The following is a 21,599-nucleotide window of genomic DNA, read 5'->3' as shown; positions in this document are numbered from 1 at the left end:
ATCGAACGAAGATAGGGTGAGCCGGTCTTTCTGGCTCACCCCGCCCAAACTAAGGAGGTATCGTGGTGGTACGTGGTCGCTCACTAAGATTCAGGAGAGGGCGGATGGGTTGCCTGGGGAGCGAGAATTCACTGAGAGAGGGCCTTAATCGCCTTCAATCGCCTTCTCCCTGTTGGAGTCGCGCGATCTCGCCCAGGCTCGCGATGCGTCCCGTATCTTCGCCGATCGTGTAGGCGGGTTCGCGATCACGACGAGCAGCGCGGGCCGAGAGCGCAATGCGTCGGCTTTCGGGATCCAGGCGCAGGATACGAAAGTCCAGCTCATCGCCGATTTGAACAGCGTCCTCGGGCTTCTCGACGTGTTCGTCCGAGAGCTCAGAGATGTGGCAAAGGCCCTCGACGCCCCCTACGTCCACGAACGCGCCGAAGCTAGCGAAACGCACCACCTTCCCGCGGACGATGTCGCCCACCCGGTGAGCGTTGAAGAACTCCTCCCACGGATCGGGCTCCAGCTCTTTCATCGAGAGCCCCAAGCGTCGCGCGCTCAGGTCCAGCTCCTTGATGATGGCCTCAACCTCTTGGCCTTTCTTCAAGACCTCCGAGGGATGCTTCACGCGTCGGCGCGAGATGTCGGAGACGTGGATCAAACCTTCGATCCCTTTCTCGACTTCGACGAAGGCGCCGAAATCCGTAATCCCGCGCACGCGGCCGCGCACGCGCGTGCCGATGGAGTGAGTCTCGGCGAAGAGCCGCCACGGATCCGGTTGCAGTTGTCGCAGGCTCAAGCTCAACCGACGGTTTGGCACGTCCACGTGTAAGACCTCCACCACCACCTCATCCCCGATGGCCACGTACTTCGACGGGTGTTTCGGGCGCTTCTCCCATGTCAACTCAGACGCGTGGATCAGTCCCTCGATGCCCTCCTCCACCTCGACGAACACCCCGTAGTCGGTGATGCGCGTGACCTTGCCCTTGATGCGAGAACCGGGCGGCAATCGTTCGGCGAGGGTATCCCACGGATTGGGCCAAAGCTGCTTATACCCGAGATTGATGCGTCCCGTCTCTCGATCAATTTTGAGGATCTTCACCTGGACGATCTCACCGACGTTGAAGACCTCCTTCGGATGGGCGATCTTCTTCCACGCGATATCGGTGATGTGAAGGAGGCCATCAATTCCGCCAATGTCCACGAAGGCGCCATAATCGGCCAGGCTCTTGATGCGTCCTTCGACGATATATCCCTCGTCGAGTTGGCTGAGAATCTCCGCGCGACGTCGCGCTTCCTCTTCTTCGAGGAGCGCGCGGCGCGAGAGGACGATGTTATTCTGCCGCCGATTGACCTTGATGACTTTGGCTTCGATCTCTCGGCCCTTCCAGGCCTCCAGATTTCGGACCTGCCGCAGGTCCACTTGGCTCGCCGGCAAGAAGGCGTCCACCCCACCCAGGTTAACTTTCAGTCCACCTTTGATGCGCTCGGTGATGCGCCCCTTGATGGGGGCGCCCGTTTTGAGAGCACGATCAATGGCCTCCCACACGAGCTTACGTTGTGCCTCGGCGTAGGAGAGCTTCACGTATCCGTCCGGAGTCTCCAGATGCTTCACGACAACAGGGATCTCGTCGCCGATGGAGATCTCGTTCAGGCTGATCCGGAGTTCTTCGCTCGGGACGACACCTTCGGTCTTGTAGCCGATGTCCACGAATGCCATGTCCTCATGGATCGCGAGCACCTTGCCCGTGAGCCGTTGGCCGACGGTCAGAGTCGTCGTCGTTTGCTCTTCAAAAGAGCCCAGCAGTTCGCCGAAACTTTCGCTCGAAACATTCATCTCGGGGTCACTCGGTGCCGGAGGCGCGCCCGCGGGATGGGCTTCGGTCACCGGTTGATCCATATTGTTCACATCCATCGCAATCGCCTCTTCACTCCTCGTCATGACATTTTCGTTTCAGGATGGCCGACAATGCGAGTGCAAAATCTACTATTTCGGTTTCGGCTTTGTCAAGCGACGTGGGCAAGGGGATGGGGATCGTCTCAGGACGAGATCTCCTCGGAAGCGGCGATCTCGCGCGCGACGTCTTCCCATTTCGCGAGAGTTGCTCCGGCCTCGATCATCTCTCGCAGTGCGCGTTCGGAATCGCCGGGCGCCAGGTCCACGCCGCGGATCGCATCCTCCAGGACGGTCACCTGAAATCCCTCGCGGCGCGCATCCAGGACCGTGTGGCGCACGCAATAATCTGTGGCGACGCCTCCGACGTACAGGTGCTCGATCCCGCGCGCTTTCAATTCCTCGGCGAACGTGCGTCCTTCGGCCGTTTGACCTTGGAAGCCCGAATAGCTGTCCTCGTTCGGATCCATTCCCTTTGAGATGAGGATCGTCTCCGGGGGGAGTTTCAAGTCGGGATGGAACTCAGCCCCGCGCGTGCCCTGCACGCAATGCGGGGGCCACATGCCTCCGTAGGCTTTGAAATGTCGCGTCTGCTCGGGATGCCAGTCGCGCGTCGCATAGATCGGCAAGCCTGCTCGCTGAAAGAGGTCAATGTACCGGTTGAGGACGGGGATGATCCGATCGCCTTCCGGCACGGCGAGCGATCCGCCCGGCAAGAAATCGTTCTGCACATCCACGAGCACGAGTGCCTTTGATGCCGACATGGTCGTTATCACCTCCTTTTGATCGTCCCGCTTTGTTGGCCTCGCCTGCGCTGGGGTGGGCTCTGCAGCCCCAGGTCGCGGATCATTCCTTCGGCGGCTCGACTCATCAAGCCGATGAGGATGGTGTCGTCGTGTGTTCCCCGTCAGGCTGGCCGAAGCGGGCGCGAATGTAGTCTTCCAAGATGCGGAGGAAATCCGTCACGAGCGTTGGCCCGCGCAGCGTCGTCACCAGTCGGCCATCGGCGAAGACTGGAGCTTTTGGCTCTTCGCCCGCGCCCGGGAGCGAGATTCCGATGTCCGCGTGTTTGGACTCACCCGGGCCATTGACGACGCATCCCATGACGGCAATGCGCAGGTTTTCGACGCCGGGATAGCGGCGGCTCCACTCAGGCATCTGGCGATGGATATACGCTTGGACCTCGGCTGCCATCTCTTGGAAGAACGTGCTCGTTGTGCGTCCGCATCCGGGACAGGCGGAGACTTGCGGTGCGAAATGGCGCAGGCCGAGCGCTTGCAGGATTTGCTGCGCGATGAGCACCTCCTCGCGCCGATCGCCTCCTGGAGCTGGGGTCACGCTCACGCGAATCGTGTCACCAATTCCTTCGTAAAGGAGGACGCCCAGTGCTATCGCCGACGCGACGATGCCTTTGAGCCCCATGCCGGCTTCGGTTAATCCGATGTGCAGTGGATAATCGCAGCGGGCCGCGAGCCGGCGGTTCACCTCGATGACGTCCGAGACATCGGACGTCTTAACGCTCAGGACGATGCGATCGTGGGGCATCCCGTAGGCTTCAGCGCGGGCAGCCGAATCCAGAGCGCTGCGGATCATCGCTTCGCGCAGCACAGCGCGCGCGTCCTGGGGCTCGGGACGCCGGGCATTCTCATCCATCAATTGCGTGAGGAGTGCTTGGTCGAGCGAGCCCCAATTCACGCCGATGCGGATCGGCTTCTCGTACTCCAGAGCGATCTCGATCATGCGGCGGAAGTTTTCGTCTTGGTGACGGCCGACGCCCACGTTCCCCGGATTGATGCGATACTTGTCGAGCGCGCGCGCGCACTCGCGATAGCGGGAGAGCAAGAGATGACCGTTGTAGTGGAAGTCGCCGATGATGGGGACCTCGATTCCCTGGCCGCGCACCCGTGCGACGATCTCAGGAACGGCGCGCGCAGCCGCTTCCGTGTTCACAGTGATGCGCACCAATTCCGATCCCGCTTCCGCGAGAGCGATGATCTGCTCGACCGTCGCCGCCACATCGGCCGTATCCGTGTTCGTCATTGACTGCACGGCGATCGGGTGATCCCCACCGATCTTCACACGACCGATCTGGACGACGACAGAACGCCGTCGCATTCGTTGACCCCCGGATTCGCTCATCACACAGGGACATTTTAGCGGAACGCGCCACCGAAAGGGAAGCGCGCGCTCAATGGGCGTGGGAGAGCCTGCGATTCCACGCGGTGAAGCCCCTGGGATCGCTTGGCCAATTCGCCGACGGAGGCGTATAATTGACATTTCCGAACGGGTTTCGGAAGGGACAGGCATGTCGGTTGAAGAAGCATTGCGAGAGGCGAGGATTCGAGAGTTGCCCTTGTCCCCAGCAACCTGCGTGGAGATGGGAACTCGCGTGGGCGATGTGTTAGAGTTGATGAAGACGAAGCGCGCGCACTGCGTTCTCGTGTGCGAGGGGGAGCACTTGCGCGGGATCTTCACCGAGCGGGATGTCGTGATGAAGGTTCTCGGCTTGTCGGCGGATTTGGAGGCGCCCATCGAATCGTTCATGACGCCGTCGCCCGTGACGTTGCATCCGGAGGAGCGCCTCTGGGAGGCGATGCGCCTGATGGACGAAGGTGGGTATCGACATATCCCGCTGGTCGTCGAAGGCGATCGCGTCGCGGGCGTGGTCTCGGTTCAGGATGTCATCGCCTTTCTGGCCGAGCACTTCCCGGCGGAGGTGTTCAATCTCCCACCTCGCTCGGAGCAAGTTTTTGCGGCTCCAGAAGGAGCCTGAATCGCCTGGGAGGAGAACATGACGGAGCAAACGAGCACGCTCACGACCATCGAGCCGGAAGCCAGGCCGCAGATCGTCGAATTGGAGACGGTCACGGTGCGCTTCGCCGGCGATTCCGGCGATGGCATTCAATTGACTGGGACGTTGTTCACGAACGTGACGGCTCTGGTCGGGAATGATCTCGGAACATTTCCCGATTATCCCGCGGAGATTCGTGCGCCAGCGGGGACGTTGCCCGGCGTGAGCGCTTATCAGATTTGCTTCAGCAGTCAGGACGTGCGGACGCCAGGGGATCAGCCCGATGTGCTGGTCGCTTTCAACCCCGCGGCGTTGAAGGTTCATTTGCCGGATTTGCCGGAAGGTGGGATGATCCTCGTCAACGTGGATGCCTTCACCGAATACAACTTGAAGAAGGCCGGTTACACGAGCAATCCGCTCGAGGACGGCTCGCTGGCGAAGTATCGCGTTTACAAGATCCCGATGACGACGGCGACGCTCAATGCCTTGCGTGAGATTGACCTTCCGGCCAAGGATAAGGAGCGGTGCAAGAACTTCTGGGCGCTTGGCTTAGTCTATTGGCTCTTCGATCGCCCGCTGGAGCCGACGCTGCGCTGGATCGAGACGCGCTTCCGGAAGAATCCGGCGATCGCGCAGGCCAATGCGACGGCGTTGCGAGCGGGCTATGCCTATGGCGATGCCGCCGAGATGTTCACCGTGCATTATCGCGTGCGGCGGGCGCAGATCGCGCCGGGCGTCTATCGCAAGATCACGGGCAATGAGGCGCTGGCGCTGGGGTTGATCGCCGCCTCGCAATTGGCCGGACGACCGCTCTTTTACGCGAGCTATCCGATCACGCCGGCCAGCGATATCCTGCACGAATTAGCCGTGCACAAGAATTTTGGGGTGCGCACGTTCCAGGCTGAGGATGAGATCGCTGCGATGTGCGCGGCCATCGGCGCGGCCTTCGCCGGATATCTGGGCGCGACCGGCACCAGCGGGCCGGGCATGTGTTTGAAATCGGAGGCGATCAATCTCGCCGTGATGGTGGAGCTGCCCGTGGTGATCTGCGATATTCAGCGAGCGGGGCCGAGCACGGGCATGCCCACTAAGACCGAGCAGGGGGATCTGCTTCAAGCTCTCTTTGGGCGCAATAGCGAAAGTCCGGTCGCTGTGGTCGCTCCGGCGACGCCGGCCGATTGCTTCTTCATGGCCATCGAAGCCTTTCGGATCGCCATCAAATACATGACCCCGGTGATCCTGCTCTCGGACGGGTATCTCGCCAACGGAGCGGAGCCATGGCGACTCCCTTCGGTCGAGGAGTTGCCGAAGATCGAGATTCGGTTCCGCACAGATCCGAATGGATTCTTCCCATACCTGCGGGATCCGGAGACCCTGGCGCGTCCCTGGGCGATTCCGGGCACGCCCGGACTCGAGCATCGCATTGGTGGGTTGGAGAAGCAACACATCACGGGGAACGTGAGCTACGATCCGAAGAATCACGAGCTGATGGTGAAGCTGCGCGCCGAGAAGATCGCTCGTATCGCGGACGATATTCCTCCGCTCGAGGTCTTCGGCGAGCCGGAGGGCAAGGTGCTCGTCGTCGGATGGGGCAGCACCTATGGGGCGATCACCTCGGCCGTAGAGCATTGGCAGAAGAAAGGAGCTTCGGTCTCGAGCATTCACCTCCGGTATTTGAATCCCTTCCCTCACAACTTGGGGGAGATCTTGCATCGGTTCGAGAAGATCCTGGTTCCGGAGTTGAATCTGGGGCAACTGGCGCTGCTTCTGCGCGGTCGCTACCTGGTGGACGCCATCCCGTTCTCCAAGGTGCAGGGGCGACCGTTTAAGATCAGCGAGATCATTGATCGCATTGGGGAGTTGCTATGACGCTGGAAGGAAACGGACAAGGCGTGAAACTGACGAAGAAGGACTTCGTCTCGGATCAGGAAGTCCGTTGGTGTCCGGGATGCGGCGATTACGCCATCCTGGCGCAGATGCAGAAGGTCTTGCCCGAGCTGGGCATTCCGCGAGAGAAGTTCGTCTTCGTCTCCGGCATCGGTTGCAGCAGTCGCTTCCCCTACTACATGAACACCTATGGCTTCCACGGCATTCACGGGCGCGCCCCGGCCATTGCGACTGGGATCAAGGTGTGTAATCCCGATCTCTCCGTGTGGGTCGTCACCGGCGATGGGGATGGATTGAGCATTGGCGGAAATCATCTCCTGCATGTCATGCGCCGGAACGTGGACATCAAGATCGTCCTCTTCAACAACCGCATCTACGGGTTGACGAAGGGGCAATATTCTCCCACGTCGGAGTTTGGCAAGAAGACGAAGTCTTCGCCGATGGGCACGGTCGAGGCGCCCGTGAATCCGATCTGCCTGGCACTGGCGGCTGAGGCGACTTTCGTCGCGCGCTCAGTGGATCGACATACAGATCATCTGGCTTACGTGTTGGAGCGCGCGGCGCGGCATAAGGGCGTCGCTTTCGTCGAGGTCTTCCAGAACTGCAATATCTTCAACGATGGTGCGTTCGAGCCTTTCGCCGGCCGTCCAGTGAAGGACGATCGAATGGTCGTGTTGGAGCACGGGAAGCCGCTCATCTTCGGGAAGAATCACGACAAGGGCATTCGTTGGAACGGTACGACGCTTGAGGTCGTGACCCTCGGTAATGGGATCACGGAGTCGGATCTTCTTGTGCATGACGAGAAGCGACCGGATCCGGCCCTCGCGTTCTTGCTCGCTCGGATGGATTATCCGGAATATCCAGTTCCGGTTGGGGTTTTCCGCGCCGTTGAGAAGCCGACCTACGATGAATTGGTCAATGCGCAGATCGAGACGGCCATTGCCGAACGCGGACGGGGCGATTTGGAGAAGCTCCTGCGGAGCGGTGACCTCTGGGTGATCGAGTGAATGGAGGATCGCGATGATCTGTCCGAGCTGCGGCCATGAGAATCTGCCGGGCGCCGAGGTGTGCGAGCAGTGCATGCATGATCTCATGGGGCTTGATCTGCCGCAGCCGAAGGAGGGATTGCAAAGGCGCCTGATGGAGGATCCCGTTCGCGTGCTTCCGTTGAGACCGCCGGTGACGATCTCTCCGGAGGAACCGGTCGGTCGAGCCCTCGAGCTGATGCGGCAACATCGTATCGGGAGTGTGCTCGTCGTCGAGGGGGGGAAGCTCGTTGGCATCTTCACTGAACGCGGAGCACTCCTGGAGTTGGTTGGCGCTCCGACGCGCTTGCTGACGCGGCGCATGCGCGAGGTCATGACGCCCCATCCTGTCGTCTTGCGCGAGGACGATACGCTCGCTTTCGCTTTGCATCAAATGTCCCTGGGCGGGTTTCGTCGGTTGCCGGTCGTTCGTCCTGATGGCACGCCCGTCGGCGTCGCCTCGATCAAGGACATCCTGCGGTACATCTTCACTCTGTGTCGGTCGTGAGCGGAAGACGGCAAGTCGTCGCTTTGACATCGGCTCTCGCCCAAGGGGCGCGAGGAAACCGGAGCTACGGCTCATCCGCATGCGGGGAGAGCGCGCGCTCCGGTGAGCATTGATCTACGGAGGATATGCGCGATGGATGAGATCAAAATCATGGCGGAGATTCAACCCGATCCCTCGAAATGTCGGTTCACGGTGGATCGTCCGGTGTACGAGGGAGCGGCCTATTTTCGCAGTCGCGAGGAGGCGAAAGGCTCGCCCATAGCGGAGGCCATCTTTGCGGTGAACGAGCACATCTCGGCCGTCCTCGTCTCGGGGAACGTCATCACCGTCACCAAGGAAGATTTCGAGGATTGGGTACCGGTGGCCAAGCAAATCGGTGCGGCCATTCGTGAGGTCATTCGTTCGGGCGTTCCGCCGGTCTCTGAAGAAGTGCGCGCGCGCCGCCAGTCGAGCGAGGAGATTCGTCGGAAGGTCCAGGAGCTGCTGGACAATTACATCAATCCGGCGGTCGCCATGCATGGCGGGTTCGTCGAGTTGATCGATGTGATTGACAACGACGTCTTCTTGCGCATGGGCGGCGGATGTCAGGGGTGCGGTGCGGCGAACATCACGTTGAAGATGGGGATCGAGGAGATCATCCGCGAGCACATCCCAGAGGTCGGGAACATCTTCGACACGACGGATCACGCGGCCGGGCGGAACCCGTACTACTCGCCGTATGGGTGGTGAGGTGGAGACGTCTCGCCTAAAGGCCATCGGAGGGAGACCTCCGAGGTGCGATAGCGAGGCGATCTCTCGAAACGCGCTGTGGTGGACTCATGCGCGACGCGTCGGCATCGTGATGGGGATCCTTGTTCTTGGGGGCCTGGCGGCGTGCCGATCGCTCGCTCCTCGCGCCGAAGACCATTACGCACGCGCTGAGCAATTGCTCAACGAACGGCAGTATGAGTTGGCGGCAGCCGAATTGCGGCGCGCCATCGCGTTGAAACCAGACTTCCCCGAAGCGCACTACAAGCTCGCGCAAATCCTCTTTTATGCCCTCGGCGATGTGAAGGGCGCGATCGCGGAGTTTCAGACGGCCATTGCGCAAGGGTATTCGCATCCGGCCATCCACTACGAGCTGGCGAAGGTCTTTCTGGATGCCGATCTTTTCGATGATGCGATCGCCCAGCTCGGCGAAGCTATTCGGAAGGGCTACGAGACGCCAGCGGTCCGCCTGGAGCTGGGGCGCGCGTATCTGGCGAAAGGGGAATGGGAGCGCGCAGAACAGGAACTGCAGCGCGCTATCGAGTTGAGCGCGCCGGTCGAATTCCCCCTGGCGCATTACTACCTCGGCGAAGTCTACGAGCGACAGGAGAAGTGGGCGCTGGCGATCGCGCAATTTGAAACCTACGTGCAGATCGCGAGCGCTCATGCCGAGATGCTCTCCGAAGAAGCTCGCGAGGGATTGGTGCCGGGCGCCGAAGCCTTCTCCTTCCCATCCGATCTGCCCAACGTGGAGGCCGTTCGACAACGAATCGCGAGCTTGAAGATGCGCGCGGCGCTCCGTCCGTGAAGGAAAGTCACGGGCGGTAACGTCGAGCACCGATCCTTCGCAACCATCGTCCCGCGCGAATCACGCAATCGGCGAGTTGAAGCGGAAAGCGCGGCCCTTCGTCGAATCTCCCCCTCGCCGTCACGGTCGCTTCAATTGGATTCGGCCATTTCCGGATCAGCTCACGGACGAAGAGGCTGAAGGATCGAAACGTCACTTCCAACGGTACGCGGGGATGATAGGGCTTCTCCCATTCGCGGAGGACGGTTGAAGGAATCCACTGAGGAAGGCGAGCAATCGCGAACGGCACATCTTCGATGCGCGCGCCGAGCAACTGGTGAGCGAGGGCCAGAGCGACCATCACCCATTCCGAACGCTGGCGATCCCCGCTGAGGAAGTATTCCCAGTCGAAATCCGGAGGCCGCGTTTCGAGCGCGGCAGCGACATCACAGAGCCAGAGCGGACGTCGCGCCCCATGTCGCAATAGGTGCAAGGCCATCAAGCGCAGGTGATCTTCCGGTCCGAAGACGCGGATCATCGTTCCCTCGAGCGGAATGCGGCGGGAGCGCGCGTACAACTGCTCTGGCGTGCGATCATCTAACTCGGCGAATCCCACGTGTAGGTCCACAGAGCAAGGGGGGAATTGAGGATCGTTGAGAAGGGCGAAGGCCTTCGCCGCGTGCTCGACAGGGATATAGAGATCAGCGTCGCCGTACGGTCGAAGGTTCGGGGCCGCGTACGATTGCGCGGCCGCCCATCCCTTTCCGAGGATCGGCTCGATTCCGGCTGCTGTGAAGCAAGCGAGCGCGCGAACGAGCCATCGTTCTTGCTGGAGGGCATGCAGAATGCACGCGCGAGCGGCTTGATGGAACCGAAAGGTCCAACGCGTGGCCTCTGCGCGCGAGACGCGAAGCCGGTGCCACACAAGGCCGGCGACCCCGAAGTCGAGAAGGAGCTGGCCGACGTCGTCCAGCTCCTCAGATCGGAGATCCCATGGCGGTGGCGTAGCGCGCCAGCATCCGGTCAGCGCGCGCGCGATCAAAGCACCGCGCTTTTGCCCTTGTCCCTTAGCGACGAACATGGAGGAGACGAGAAGCGCTCTTCGCATGGACGATTCTCAACGCAAGCGCCGATTGGAAATGCCTCATTGGACGAGGTCGCGCGCAGCCCTTCGATCCCGGAGAATCGCGTGCTCATGACCTCCCTTAGAGGACGGCGCGGCTCAAGATCTCTTGTGCCGTCGGCTCGGCTTCGCCCCGCTTTCCCTTGAGGGCGATCGCGCGAGAGGCGACGCGAGAGAGCACAGCAAGGGCAAATGCCGGATGACGTCGCGCGGAGATCGTGTGGGACAGAAGATCGAGCAAGGCTTCGCCCGGGGAGAGACGCCGGGGACGCCATTGGCATGTCGGATCGTAGGCGGTGAACACGATGAGGCCCACCGGCAACGGCACCGTCCCCACCGAACTGCCGAGCGTTTCGATCAACATCGGCTCTCCCTCCTCGCCCTCTCGGCGGAAGAAAAGCGGAGTGGGGAAAGGATGGACGCACCCATGCCGATCGAACACGGCATACTCGTCCGAATAGTACGTCGCTCCGCAGTGGAGAAGGGCCCGAACGAGTGTGGTCTTCCCGCTGGAGCTTCGCCCCGGGATGACGATCGCGCGCCCTCCCCAGCCGACGACTCCCGCATGGATGAAGAGATGGTCGCGCGCGCGCTCGGCGATGTAGAAGTGGAGATCGAGAGCGAGGTTGGAGAGAAGTTGTTCGAGCGATTCTGTCTGAAGCATCTGTCGCGCGTCGGCGTAGAGAATATAGGTTGACGACGACGCGCCGCGGCGAACGACATAGAGGCGCTCGACGCGCGAGGATTCCACAGGCTTCCAGCCAGGCGGGAGGTACGCGCGGATTCGATCCAAGACGTACGGATCGTCCGTCCGTATACCGATGCGCACTCCATACGCGCGGAGTGCGAACTCATCCGTGCGAGGAGGATCCGCTAGGAGCGGCGGTGCTCCTGGCCGACGCTTCGATCCCGGCACGGTCTTACGACGCATTCGACGCGCTGGGCGCGAAGTATAGCAATCGGAGGAAGCGCCGAGCAAGGTCTTTCCGCTTCGACCTGTGGTACAATCCCTCTCCGTGTGCCGAGTCTTTCGCGAGGAGGACGACAATGCGACACTTCGGCCGAACGATCGCGATCAGCCTCCTTTTGATCGGTTCGATGAGAGATTTGCCCTCCGGGATCGCGGCAGAGCCCTACGGGCGAGTGAATCCGATTGTGCAACAGATCGTGGCGGCGATCTCGGAGGAACGGATCGCCGAGAATTTGAAAAAGCTCGAGAGTTTCGAGACGCGGCATACGCTCTCAGACCCGACGCATCCGACGCGAGGCATCGGGGCAGCGCGCGCATGGATCTTCGAGCAATTTCGGAGCTATAGCCCGCGCCTTCAGGTGAGCTTCGACACGTACTACGTGAAGAAGCAAGGCCAGCGCCTCGTGCGCGATGTCGAACTGCGCAATGTCGTCGCCGTTTTGCCGGGGACGCGTCAACCCGAACGGCGCATCATCATCTGCGCGCACTACGACTCTCTGGCGATCGTGCGCGGACCGGACGGTCAAGTGGATTGGACGCAGACGGACGTCTTCGCGCCTGGGGTGACCGACAACGGCAGTGGAACGGCCGCTGTGCTCGAATTGGCCCGTGTGCTCAGCCAATATGAGTTCGAGAAGACGCTCGTCTTCATCGCTTTCGCGGGTGAGGAGCAGGGCTTGGTCGGCAGCACGCTCTATGCGCAGAAGGCGCGGCGCGAGGGCCAGATCATCGAGGCCGTGCTCAACAACGACATCATCGGCAGCGATGTGGCTGGCGATGGTGCTTCGGCCAATCGCGTCGTCTGGGTCTTTTCGGAAGACCCGGCGGATTCGCCCTCGCGACAGTTGGCGCGATATGTCAAGCGCATCGGCGAGTTGTATGTCCCCGCCATGCGCGTGGAGATGATCTTCCGGCACGATCGGTTCGGGCGCGGTGGGGATCATACCCCCTTCAATCACGAGGGATATCCGGCCGTGCGATTGACGACGCCGAACGAGAATTTCGCGCATCAGCATTCGGCGACCGATACGTTCGCCAATGCATCGCCGGCGTACACGACACTTGTGACGCGAATCAATGCTGCGGTGGCGGCCAGTCTCGCTCTGGCGCCGAAGCCGCCCGTCGTGACGACCGAGCGCGGTATGCCGCTGATCGGACGCGGGCGTTCGGGATATGCCGCACATCTCCGGTGGCGGAATGAGAATCCGGAGTCGGACCTGGCCGGATATGTCGTCGTCATGCGAGCGACGACGGCGCCGGATTGGGAGCGAGAGATCTTCGTGGGGCCGGTGAACGAGTATGTGCTCGAAGGCGTCTCCATTGATGCCGTGACCTTTGGCGTAAAGGCCGTGGACAAAGATGGGAACGAAAGCTTGGTCGCGGCCTACGTGAATCCACCTCGTCCGCGAGCGACATTCGAGCTGTATGATCCGGGCGAACGGCGGCCGTGATTGACGCAGCGAGAGCGACACCCTAAAATAGCCGACGATGAGTGGAAAGCCGCCAACAACTCGAGAGCAAGTGTTCGCTCCACTGATCCTGATCCTTCTGGGTGTGGTGGTCGTCGGGGGGATTGGATACTTGGGCCGATCGGCTCGGCGATCAGTGACGGAAACGGCGCCTCCGGCATCCGCACCGGCGCGACGAGCGGAAGCACCGCGCTCAACACCGCGCTTTGTGGCCGAGAAGCCGCCATCTGAGATCGTGCTGGACATCGCTGGAGCGCCTTCCAAAGGAGCCAAGGACGCCCGCCTGGTGATCGTGGAGTTCTCGGACTATCAATGTCCCTTCTGCGCGCGGCATGTTCGGGAGACGGTTCCGAAGATCGAGCGCGCCTACGTGCGGACGGGGAAGGTGAGATACGTCTTCCGGGATTTCCCGTTGGAGGCGATTCATCCTCAAGCCTTCCAAGCCGCGGAGGCCGCTCGATGCGCGGGAGAACAAGGGAAGTTCTGGGAGATGCACGACCGCCTCTTCGCCCATCAGAACGCGCTCCAGAGGGAGGATCTCATCGCGCATGCGGAAGCTCTTGGCCTCAATCCGCGGCGATTTCAGCAATGTCTGGAGGGACGGCGATTCGCCGAGCGCGTGCGGCGCGATCTGTCGGAGGGACAACGGGCGGGCGTGCGCGGCACGCCCTCGTTCTTCGTGGGCTTCGCCGAGCCTGGGGAGAAAGTCCGCGTCATGCGCGTGCTGCGCGGGGCTCAGCCCTATGAGGCCTTTCAGCAAACGATCGAGGAGCTTTTGCGCGAGGGGGGATCATCCTGATGTCTTCTGAGGAGGAGCGCGAGCGCCAACGTCTCTACGTCGCCTTGACCCGCCGCGCCACACTCTTTGGCGCGCTCGCCATCATCGCGCTCATCATCAGCGTGACGAATCTCCTGGCGCTTATCCATGCATTCTGGCAGCCGATGGGCGTCTTCAACATGCCGCTCTACTTGCTCTTCAGTGTCGTCGCGCTCTGGGCGGCTGTGAACTTCTTGCGCACGCGACGTCGCGCCCTGGAATATCGAGATCATCCCGAGCGATTTCTCGACGAGTGACTCGAGCCGTCGTGCGGAAGAAGCCCTCGGCCCGTCGTTGTCGAGGGGGAGTGGACGATGCTACACTCATAACGGCATGCTGCGATCCACGGTGACCATCATCGGCGGGGGATTGGCCGGAAGCGAAGCGGCGTGGCAATTAGCCGAGCGGGGGATCCCGGTTCGTCTCTACGAGATGCGCCCGCATCGCATGACGCCGGCGCATCGGACGGATCGGCTCGGGGAATTGGTCTGCAGCAACTCGTTGAAGTCGGATGAGCCGGGGACGGCGTCGTATCTCTTGAAGGAAGAGTTGCGGCGAGCGGGATCGCTGTTGATCCGGCTGGCGGCGACCTGTCGCGTCCCCGCGGGTGCGGCGCTCGCGGTGGATCGCGAGCTGTTCGCCGAGCGGATCACGCAAGCCATCACGACGCATCCGCTCATCACCCTCATTCGAGAAGAGGTCGCGCGCATCCCCTCGGATGGGATCGTTATCATTGCGACGGGGCCGCTCACTTCGGAGGCGCTCTCGGAGGAGATTCGACGCCTGACAGGGCGAGGACATCTTTACTTCTACGATGCCATCAGCCCGATCGTCGATGCGGAGACGATCAACTACGACGTCGTCTTTCGCGCTTCCCGATATGGGAAAGGCGGCGATGACTATCTGAACTGTCCGCTGACCAAGGAGGAGTACGACCGGTTCTACGACGCCTTGATGCAAGCGGAGAAGGTGGCGCTGCACGACTTCGATCGCGCGTGCTATTTCGAGGGATGTCTGCCGATCGAGGAATTGGCGCGACGCGGGCGCGAGACGCTGCTCTATGGCCCGATGAAGCCGGTCGGCCTTGTGGATCCGCGCACGGGGCGACCCCCTTATGCGGTCGTGCAATTGCGCCAGGAGAATCTCTTGGCCGACAGTTACAACTTGGTCGGTTTTCAGACGCAGCTCAAGTGGGGTGAGCAAAAGCGCGTGTTTCGACTCATTCCCGGGCTGGAACGGGCGGAATTCATCCGCTATGGCATGGTGCATCGCAACACGTACATCAACAGTCCCGCCTGTTTGACGGAGACGTTGCAATTGCGCGCCGATCCTCGCCTCTTCTTCGCCGGCCAAATTTGTGGCGTGGAGGGATACGTGGAATGCATCGCGACGGGATTGATGGTCGCGCTCTTTGTGAGCGATCTGCTGGCCGGGCGCGAGCCCGTTCCTCCTCCGCGCACGACGGCGTTCGGTAGCCTCCTGCACTACGTCGCGCACAGCGATCCGGAGAATTTTCAACCGGGCAACATCACCTTTGCGCTTTTGCCGCCTTTGGAGGAAGAGGGAGGGCGAAAGCTCCCCAAGGCGGAACGCCATCGGCGGCAGATCGAACGCGCGCTTTGCGATTTCGAGCAGTGGATAGCCCCTCGACGCGTGAGGGTGGACCTCCCATCGCTTCTCTCGGCGGAATCGAGATGAGAGGTGCGACTCGCGCATTGAGAATCGGTCTCGCTCTCGCCGCGATCGGGCTCGCTCTGGACCCCAGGATCATGCTGGGGGGGGCGCTTGAGGACACGCAGGCTCGGCGCGTCCGACCTGGGCATCGTCCTCAGCCGCCAGAGTCCGAGAAGCCGTCGGTCCCCCTTCCGCAGGAGCCCACGTCGCCGGAGATCATCTCGCTGCATTCGGATCTGGTGCTCGTCACGGTGGGCGTCCTCGGGCCGCGCGGAGAATGGGTCACGGGATTGGGACCGGACGACTTCGAGATCTTGGAAGACGGCGTGCCGCAGCAGATCGCGTTCTTCAGCGGCGAGGCGGCTCTGCCGCTTCGTCTGGTCGTCCTCGTGGATACGAGCCTGAGCGTCAAGAATCGGCTCGAGTTCGAGAAGCAAGCCGTCGCGCGTTTCTTCCGTTCCGTCATGCGCCCGCGCGATTTGGCGGCGCTCATCTCCGTGAGCACGGAGCCCGTCTTGCGGCAGAACTTCACCGAGGACGTCGCGCAACTGGTGAGCGCCGTCCGGGGCCTCAAGGCTGAGGGGGCGACGGCTCTCTACGATGCTCTCGTGGTGGCGGCGGAGCATTTGGCGACGATCGAAGGGCGACGCGCCATCGTCATTCTCTCCGACGGGCGGGATACGGTCAGTCGCGCGACGCTCGGTCAAGCGCTCCGTCGCGTGCAAGAGGTGGGAGCGACCGTCTATGCCATCAACGTGGACGAGCCCCTCTCAGCGAACGTTCGCGACTTGATCGGCGAGACGTCCCTGGAGCTGCTGGCGCGGCAGACGGGTGGCGAAGTCTTCTCGCCGACGCAGGTGGAGGAGTTGGATCCGATCTTCGCTCGGCTCGTCGAACAGTTGCGGACGCAATATGTCCTGGGCTTTTACAGCACGAATGAGGCGCGCGATGGTGCCTTTCGCCGATTGACCGTGCGCGTCAAGCGCGATGGAGTCATCGCTCGCGCGCGAGCGGGCTATTATGCCCCGCGGCGGTGAATGATGGCGTCGGTTGGGAGGCGCGCGGAGAAATCCCTCGGAGGAGGGACGCCATGCAAGAGTACATTGATGCCTTTCTCGACCATCTCAAGTACGAGCGGAACGTCTCCGAACACACGTTGCGCAACTATCGCATTGACCTCTTGCAATTCTACGACCATTTGGCGCCCGCCGATGAGCAGGGGAATCGCCGCGCGGTGGACGTGCGCCAGATTGATCATATCACCATTCGGGAGTTCCTCGCCTCGCTCCATGCGAAGCAGAAGAAGAAGAGTTCGATCGCACGAAAGCTGGCGACGCTGCGGAGCTTCTTCAAATACCTGTGCCGCGAACACGTCCTGGAGATGAATCCGGCGAGCCTTGTGGCCACGCCTCGGCTGGAACGGAAGCTGCCGAAGTTCCTCTCGGTCGAAGAAGTCTTCCGGTTCTTAGAGCTTCCCGATACGGACACCGTTCTCGGCAAGCGGGATCGAGCCATCTTGGAGCTGCTCTATGCGACGGGCATGCGGGTGAGCGAGCTGGTCAATTTGAATATCGACGATGTGGATTTCAAACACCGCTCGATCCGCGTGCGCGGCAAGGGACGACGGGAGCGCATCGTGCCGTTCGGGCGGAAGGCGCTGGAGGCCTTGGAAGCGTATTTGGGCGTGCGGGGCCAACTCTTGCTTCAAGCGTCGGAGGAGGAGCGCGATCCGCGGGCGCTATTCCTGAACTACCAAGGGACGCGCATCACGACGCGCAGCGTCGGGCGAATCATCGCGCGATATGCGAAGATGTGCGCCGACATCCCGCTCCGCATCAGCCCGCACAGCTTGCGCCATTCTTGCGCCACGCATCTGTTGAACGCGGGAGCCGATCTGCGGGCGATTCAGGAGTTGCTCGGTCACGCCCGATTGACGACCACGCAGATTTACACGCACGTCTCTGCGGACAAGCTGATCGAGGTGTACGATAAGGCGCATCCGAAAGCGCGCTGAGAGACGTTCGTCCCTGAGGAGGTGGCGTCGGTCATGACGATCGTGATTCGGGACCTGGAGAGCATCGCCGAACTGCGGGCCGTCGAGCAGTTGCAACGCGACGTATGGGGATTCGCCGATCTGGACGTCGTGCCCAGCTCGCATCTGCGAGCGGCGCAGAAGGTTGGCGGTATCCTCATCGGCGCCTTCGACGGCGAACGCTTGATCGGTTTCGTCTACGGGTTCTTGGGTCTGGAGCATGGGCAGCTCACCGTGCATTCGCACATGTTGGCCGTCAGACCCGAATACCAAGGGCAGAATATCGGTTTCCTCCTCAAGCGGGCGCAGCGCGAGCGCGCTTTGGAATGCGGGATTCGACGCATCAGTTGGACGTTCGATCCGCTTCAAGCCCGCAATGCCTATTTCAACTTCGCCAAGCTCGGCGTCTACGCCGATCGGTACGAGGTGGATTTCTACGGGGAGGCCAGCTCGAGTTTCCTCCATCAAGGGTTGGGGACGGATCGGCTGTGGGTCAGTTGGCCCATTGCGAGCGCGCGCGTGGCCGAGAGGTTGGAGCGCGTAGAACGCGGCGCGCGCGAGGGGACGTCGGCTTCGTGGCGTCAGTGGCCGATTGCGAACCCGCGCTCGGCCACATCGGAATTCCCCACAGAGGGAGAGCCCGTGGCTCTGGCGCGCGGCGAGCCGATTCTGGTGGAGATCCCATTGGACATCAACGCGCTGAAGGCGCGCAATCTGGAGGCAGCGCGCCGATGGCGGGAGAGCGTTCAGCGCGTCTTCCTCCGGGCATTCGAAGTCGGGTATATCGCCGAGGAGTTCTTCCGCGTTGAGGAAGAGGGACGCGGCTTCTATCTCCTCACGCGCACCGATCCGGCCGCGTGGTCATGAAGGCTCCATGTGGATCGTGACCTGACAGGGACCGAGAGCCTCGCACAGCCGCTCTTCGACCCGTTCGGTGATCTCGTGGGCCGTTCGCACGTCCTCCGGATTGAGCACGAGCACGAGGTCCAGGAAAATGCGTTCCCCATCGCTGCGCGAGCGAATAGCGCGGACCTGCTTGACGCCGGGCACGCCTCGGACGATCGCTTCCACTCGCTCGGCGGAGACCGGCGCGGCGTCAATGAGGATGGGGACCGTGCGGGCGAAGATCTGCCAACCGCTGGCGGCAATCAAGGCCGAGATGGCGAGCGCCAAGAGCGGATCCAAGATCGGCATCTTCCATCGGATGAACATGAGGCCGACAAGCAGCGCTCCGCTCACCAGGATGTCGCTCCGCGTATGAAGAGCATCAGCCAGCAGGAACGGGCTCCCGAGCGCGTGTCCCTTTCGGCGTTCGTAGATGAAGACGGCCACATTGACGACGATCGTCCCGATCAAAACCGCGAGGGTCAGGGGCTCAATGTGGACGCGAATCCGCGAAGGATCTTGTAGACGCTCTATCGCCCGGCTGATGATCTCGACGCAGGTGACCAGGAGGGCGCCTCCGAGGGCGAAGGCGGCCAGCGATTCGATCTTCCGATGGCCGTAGGGATGGCCGGCATCGGGAGCCGCCGTCGCGTAGCGGATGATGATCAAGCCCACGATGTTGTTCATCGCGTCCACGGAAGAATGCACGGCATCGCTCACGATGCTGAGTGAGTTCGCGCGCCAGCCGATGAGGAGCTTCCCCAGGACGACGGCCACGTTCAAGACGAGGACGCGACGGAGAACGCGTTGGACGTCCTCGCGATAGCGGGATGAGGAGAGGGGGGAACGCTTCAACGCCTGCTCTTGCCACTTCTCTTTCCGCACTTCGGTTCGCACTCTACTTGAGTATAGACGAGGGCGGCCACGGGCTTCAAAGGCGAAGATCGTGGCTTCATCCCGACTCCCCGTCATCTCCCGAGGGGACGTCGCTTGACGACGCGAAGTTCGGGGTGGCAGTATTGTGTGGCATTGCGGGTATGCTGCGGGAGACCGTCTATCGGTATGACTCCGTCACATCCACCAACGACGTGGCGCGCGAGCTGGCCGAGGCGGGAGCTGAGGAAGGGACAACAGTTGTGGCCGCCGAACAGACAGCCGGGCGGGGACGATATGCGCGGCGTTGGCATTCTCCAAAGGGGGAAGGGTTGTATCACTCGATCGTCTTGCGTCCTCCGGTCCCTCCATCGCGCGCCCCGCTGCTGGGGTTCGTTGCCGCCGTTGCGCTCGCTGAGACCATGCGCGAGGAGTATAGCGTCTTGGCGGACATTAAGTGGCCGAACGACGTGATGATCGGCGGACGAAAGGTCGCGGGGATTCTCCTGGAGCTGGAGACCGAGGACGATCGCGTGAAGTATGTGATTCTCGGCGTCGGGGTCAACATCAATCAAGCCAGCTTCCCCCAAGAGATCGCCGATGTGGCGACCTCGTTGCGTCGCGAGACGGGCATGACCTACGATGTGGAGCGATTTCGACAGCGGTTCTTCGCTCGACTACAGCGGTGGTACGAGATCTGGAAAGCAGAAGGGGAGACGCGCATCCTTCAACGCTATGAGCGACTCTCCAGCTACGTGCGGGGTCAGCACGTGAATGTGCTCTGTGGCGAGCGGCGCGTGCGCGGGCGAAGCTGTGGGCTGACGCCGATAGGCGCGTTGCGCGTAGAGACCGAGGATGGCCGTCAGGAAATCATTCTCACTGGCGAGGTGACGAAGGTGGAAGTCGTCGGCTGAGTGCGTTCCGGCGCGCTTCGTCGGAATGGAGGTGGCGATGAGGATTTGGGCGAGATGGTTCGCGTTCGTGGTGATGTGGGGCATTCTCGTGCTGCTGCCGCCGTCCTCTGGGTGTCTGAAACGGGAGTCCGTCCCACCTCAAGATGTTCGGGTCGAAGTTGTCGCGCAGGGATTGCAGGTGCCTTGGGCCATAGATTTCGCTCCGGATGGGCGCCTCTTCGTGACGGAGCGCCCCGGGCGCATCCGCGTGATCCGCGAGGGAGGGCTCCAGGCGGAGCCGTGGGCGCAACTTCCCGTCGCGCACGAAGGCGAGGGGGGATTGCTCGGACTCGCCCTCGATCCGAATTTCGCACAGAACGGGTTCGTCTACGTTTACTACACCTATCGAGAGGGAAATCGGCTGTGGAATCGCGTCGTGCGGCTCGTGGAGCGTGGAGGGCGAGGCGTTGATCCCGTCGTTCTCTTGGATCGCATCCCGGGGAGCGCGATTCATGACGGCGGGCGCATTAAGTTCGGACCAGATGGGAAGCTCTACATTACGACGGGTGATGCCAATCTGCCGTCGTCGGCACAGGATGTGACATCTTTGGCGGGGAAGATCTTGCGCCTCAATCCCGACGGTTCGATCCCGGCGGACAATCCGTTCCCGAACTCTCCCGTATGGAGCTACGGGCATCGGAATCCGCAGGGCTTAGCCTGGCATCCGCTCACGGGCGCGCTCTTCAGTACGGAGCATGGGCCGTCGGGATTACCGCCCAACTGTTGCCATGACGAGGTGAATCTGATCGAGCCGGGGCGGAATTACGGCTGGCCGCACGTCTTCGGCGCGGCTCGGGATCCTCGGTTCGTTGACCCCATCTTCGAGTCGGGCTTGGACACGTGGGCTCCCTCAGGCGCGACGTTCTATGCTGGGGATCGCTTGCCGGAGGAGTGGCGCGGGCGCTTCTTCTTCGCCGCATTGCGCGGGCAGCACTTGCAGCGGGTGACGCTGCGGGCGCCGGATTTCCGCAGTGTGGAGCGAGCGGAGAAGCTCTTCGTGGGGGATTTCGGGCGATTGCGCGATGTCGTTCAAGGCCCCGACGGATTTTTGTACGTGACGACGAGCAATCGCGATGGGCGAGGCCTGCCACGCGCGGGTGATGATCGCGTGCTGCGCATCGTTCCGGCTCGGTGAGCGAAGCACTACGTGACGCGCGCGGGGATCGGGGCCACGGAGGA

At 61.9% G+C, this 21,599-nt stretch carries 21 protein-coding genes; 15 read left to right on the top strand and 6 right to left on the bottom strand.

What is annotated here, in order from left to right; all coding sequences use genetic code 11:
* Positions 1-154 precede the first annotated feature (154 nt).
* From NZ746_10565 to ispG, 3 genes are all read right to left on the bottom strand, one after another.
* Positions 155-1,927, bottom strand: coding sequence for a 30S ribosomal protein S1 (locus NZ746_10565; protein MCS6817804.1), 1,773 nt, complete (start codon positions 1,925-1,927; stop codon positions 155-157).
* Positions 1,928-2,025: 98 nt separating this feature from the next.
* The gene (pncA, locus tag NZ746_10560) at positions 2,026-2,643 is read right to left on the bottom strand and encodes a bifunctional nicotinamidase/pyrazinamidase (GenBank protein ID MCS6817803.1); all 618 of its coding nucleotides are present in this window, start codon (positions 2,641-2,643) and stop codon (positions 2,026-2,028) included.
* A 106-nt stretch (positions 2,644-2,749) separates the two neighbouring features.
* A complete protein-coding gene (ispG, locus tag NZ746_10555; protein MCS6817802.1) occupies positions 2,750-3,994 on the bottom strand; it encodes a flavodoxin-dependent (E)-4-hydroxy-3-methylbut-2-enyl-diphosphate synthase in 1,245 nt (414 codons plus the stop codon).
* Positions 3,995-4,184: 190 nt separating this feature from the next.
* Here ispG and NZ746_10550 point away from each other — a divergent pair, with 190 nt between their 5' ends.
* From NZ746_10550 to NZ746_10525, 6 genes are all read left to right on the top strand, one after another.
* Positions 4,185-4,652 carry a CBS domain-containing protein gene (locus NZ746_10550; protein ID MCS6817801.1) on the top strand — a complete coding sequence of 156 codons (468 nt, stop codon included), beginning with the start codon at positions 4,185-4,187 and terminating at the stop codon, positions 4,650-4,652.
* 18 nt (positions 4,653-4,670) lie between these two features.
* Complete coding sequence (locus NZ746_10545; GenBank protein MCS6817800.1) at positions 4,671-6,539, top strand: 2-oxoacid:acceptor oxidoreductase subunit alpha; 1,869 nt, start codon at positions 4,671-4,673, stop codon at positions 6,537-6,539.
* Positions 6,536-7,564 (top strand): 2-oxoacid:ferredoxin oxidoreductase subunit beta, encoded by a 1,029-nt coding sequence (locus NZ746_10540; protein ID MCS6817799.1) that lies wholly within the window; start codon positions 6,536-6,538, stop codon positions 7,562-7,564. Before NZ746_10545 ends, NZ746_10540 begins: the two co-directional genes overlap by 4 nt.
* Before the next feature lie 13 nt (positions 7,565-7,577).
* A complete protein-coding gene (locus NZ746_10535; protein MCS6817798.1) occupies positions 7,578-8,090 on the top strand; it encodes a CBS domain-containing protein in 513 nt (170 codons plus the stop codon).
* A gap of 132 nt (positions 8,091-8,222) precedes the next feature.
* Positions 8,223-8,819: a NifU family protein gene (locus NZ746_10530; protein ID MCS6817797.1), complete on the top strand. Its 597-nt coding sequence runs from the start codon at positions 8,223-8,225 to the stop codon at positions 8,817-8,819.
* Positions 8,809-9,645, top strand: a complete 837-nt coding sequence (locus tag NZ746_10525; protein MCS6817796.1) for a tetratricopeptide repeat protein — start codon at positions 8,809-8,811, stop codon at positions 9,643-9,645. The genes NZ746_10530 and NZ746_10525 overlap by 11 nt, the downstream gene beginning before the upstream one ends.
* Before the next feature lie 7 nt (positions 9,646-9,652).
* Here the strand turns inward: NZ746_10525 and NZ746_10520 are convergent, their stop codons facing one another.
* Both NZ746_10520 and NZ746_10515 read right to left on the bottom strand, forming a co-directional pair.
* Positions 9,653-10,732 (bottom strand): nucleotidyltransferase family protein, encoded by a 1,080-nt coding sequence (locus tag NZ746_10520; GenBank protein ID MCS6817795.1) that lies wholly within the window; start codon positions 10,730-10,732, stop codon positions 9,653-9,655.
* A gap of 97 nt (positions 10,733-10,829) precedes the next feature.
* Positions 10,830-11,663: a hypothetical protein gene (locus NZ746_10515; protein ID MCS6817794.1), complete on the bottom strand. Its 834-nt coding sequence runs from the start codon at positions 11,661-11,663 to the stop codon at positions 10,830-10,832.
* Positions 11,664-11,794: 131 nt separating this feature from the next.
* Between NZ746_10515 and NZ746_10510 the strand changes: the two genes are divergently transcribed.
* The 7 genes from NZ746_10510 to NZ746_10480 all read left to right on the top strand — a co-directional run bounded on the left by NZ746_10510 (position 11,795) and on the right by NZ746_10480 (position 18,576).
* Positions 11,795-13,168, top strand: coding sequence for a M20/M25/M40 family metallo-hydrolase (locus NZ746_10510; protein MCS6817793.1), 1,374 nt, complete (start codon positions 11,795-11,797; stop codon positions 13,166-13,168).
* A gap of 70 nt (positions 13,169-13,238) precedes the next feature.
* The gene (locus tag NZ746_10505) at positions 13,239-13,985 is read left to right on the top strand and encodes a DsbA family protein (GenBank protein ID MCS6817792.1); all 747 of its coding nucleotides are present in this window, start codon (positions 13,239-13,241) and stop codon (positions 13,983-13,985) included.
* Positions 13,985-14,260 carry a hypothetical protein gene (locus NZ746_10500; GenBank protein ID MCS6817791.1) on the top strand — a complete coding sequence of 92 codons (276 nt, stop codon included), beginning with the start codon at positions 13,985-13,987 and terminating at the stop codon, positions 14,258-14,260. Before NZ746_10505 ends, NZ746_10500 begins: the two co-directional genes overlap by 1 nt.
* Positions 14,261-14,336: 76 nt before the next feature.
* Entirely contained in the window at positions 14,337-15,701 is a 1,365-nt protein-coding gene (gene trmFO / locus NZ746_10495; GenBank protein MCS6817790.1) for a methylenetetrahydrofolate--tRNA-(uracil(54)-C(5))-methyltransferase (FADH(2)-oxidizing) TrmFO, read from the top strand.
* On the top strand, positions 15,698-16,714 hold the full coding sequence (locus NZ746_10490) for a VWA domain-containing protein (protein ID MCS6817789.1): 1,017 nt from the start codon (positions 15,698-15,700) through the stop codon (positions 16,712-16,714). The genes trmFO and NZ746_10490 overlap by 4 nt, the downstream gene beginning before the upstream one ends.
* 53 nt (positions 16,715-16,767) lie before the next feature.
* Positions 16,768-17,691, top strand: a complete 924-nt coding sequence (xerC, locus tag NZ746_10485) for a tyrosine recombinase XerC (GenBank protein MCS6817788.1) — start codon at positions 16,768-16,770, stop codon at positions 17,689-17,691.
* Between the two features lie 33 nt (positions 17,692-17,724).
* Positions 17,725-18,576 carry a GNAT family N-acetyltransferase gene (locus tag NZ746_10480; protein MCS6817787.1) on the top strand — a complete coding sequence of 284 codons (852 nt, stop codon included), beginning with the start codon at positions 17,725-17,727 and terminating at the stop codon, positions 18,574-18,576.
* On the opposite strand, the gene NZ746_10475 is transcribed toward NZ746_10480, so the two are convergent.
* Positions 18,571-19,479, bottom strand: a complete 909-nt coding sequence (locus NZ746_10475; protein ID MCS6817786.1) for a cation diffusion facilitator family transporter — start codon at positions 19,477-19,479, stop codon at positions 18,571-18,573. The two genes, NZ746_10480 and NZ746_10475, sit on opposite strands and share 6 nt — an antisense overlap.
* A gap of 125 nt (positions 19,480-19,604) precedes the next feature.
* Here NZ746_10475 and NZ746_10470 point away from each other — a divergent pair, with 125 nt between their 5' ends.
* Together NZ746_10470 and NZ746_10465 are read left to right on the top strand one after the other, a co-directional pair.
* Positions 19,605-20,381 (top strand): biotin--[acetyl-CoA-carboxylase] ligase, encoded by a 777-nt coding sequence (locus NZ746_10470; GenBank protein MCS6817785.1) that lies wholly within the window; start codon positions 19,605-19,607, stop codon positions 20,379-20,381.
* A 37-nt stretch (positions 20,382-20,418) separates the two neighbouring features.
* On the top strand, positions 20,419-21,555 hold the full coding sequence (locus NZ746_10465; protein ID MCS6817784.1) for a PQQ-dependent sugar dehydrogenase: 1,137 nt from the start codon (positions 20,419-20,421) through the stop codon (positions 21,553-21,555).
* Positions 21,556-21,599 lie beyond the last annotated feature (44 nt).

This window comes from Blastocatellia bacterium, from assembly GCA_025055075.1.
Taxonomy (GTDB): Bacteria; Acidobacteriota; Blastocatellia; order HR10; family HR10; genus HR10.
The sequence above is the reverse complement of the archived record's forward strand: the minus strand, read 5'-3'. Positions and strand labels throughout refer to the sequence as shown.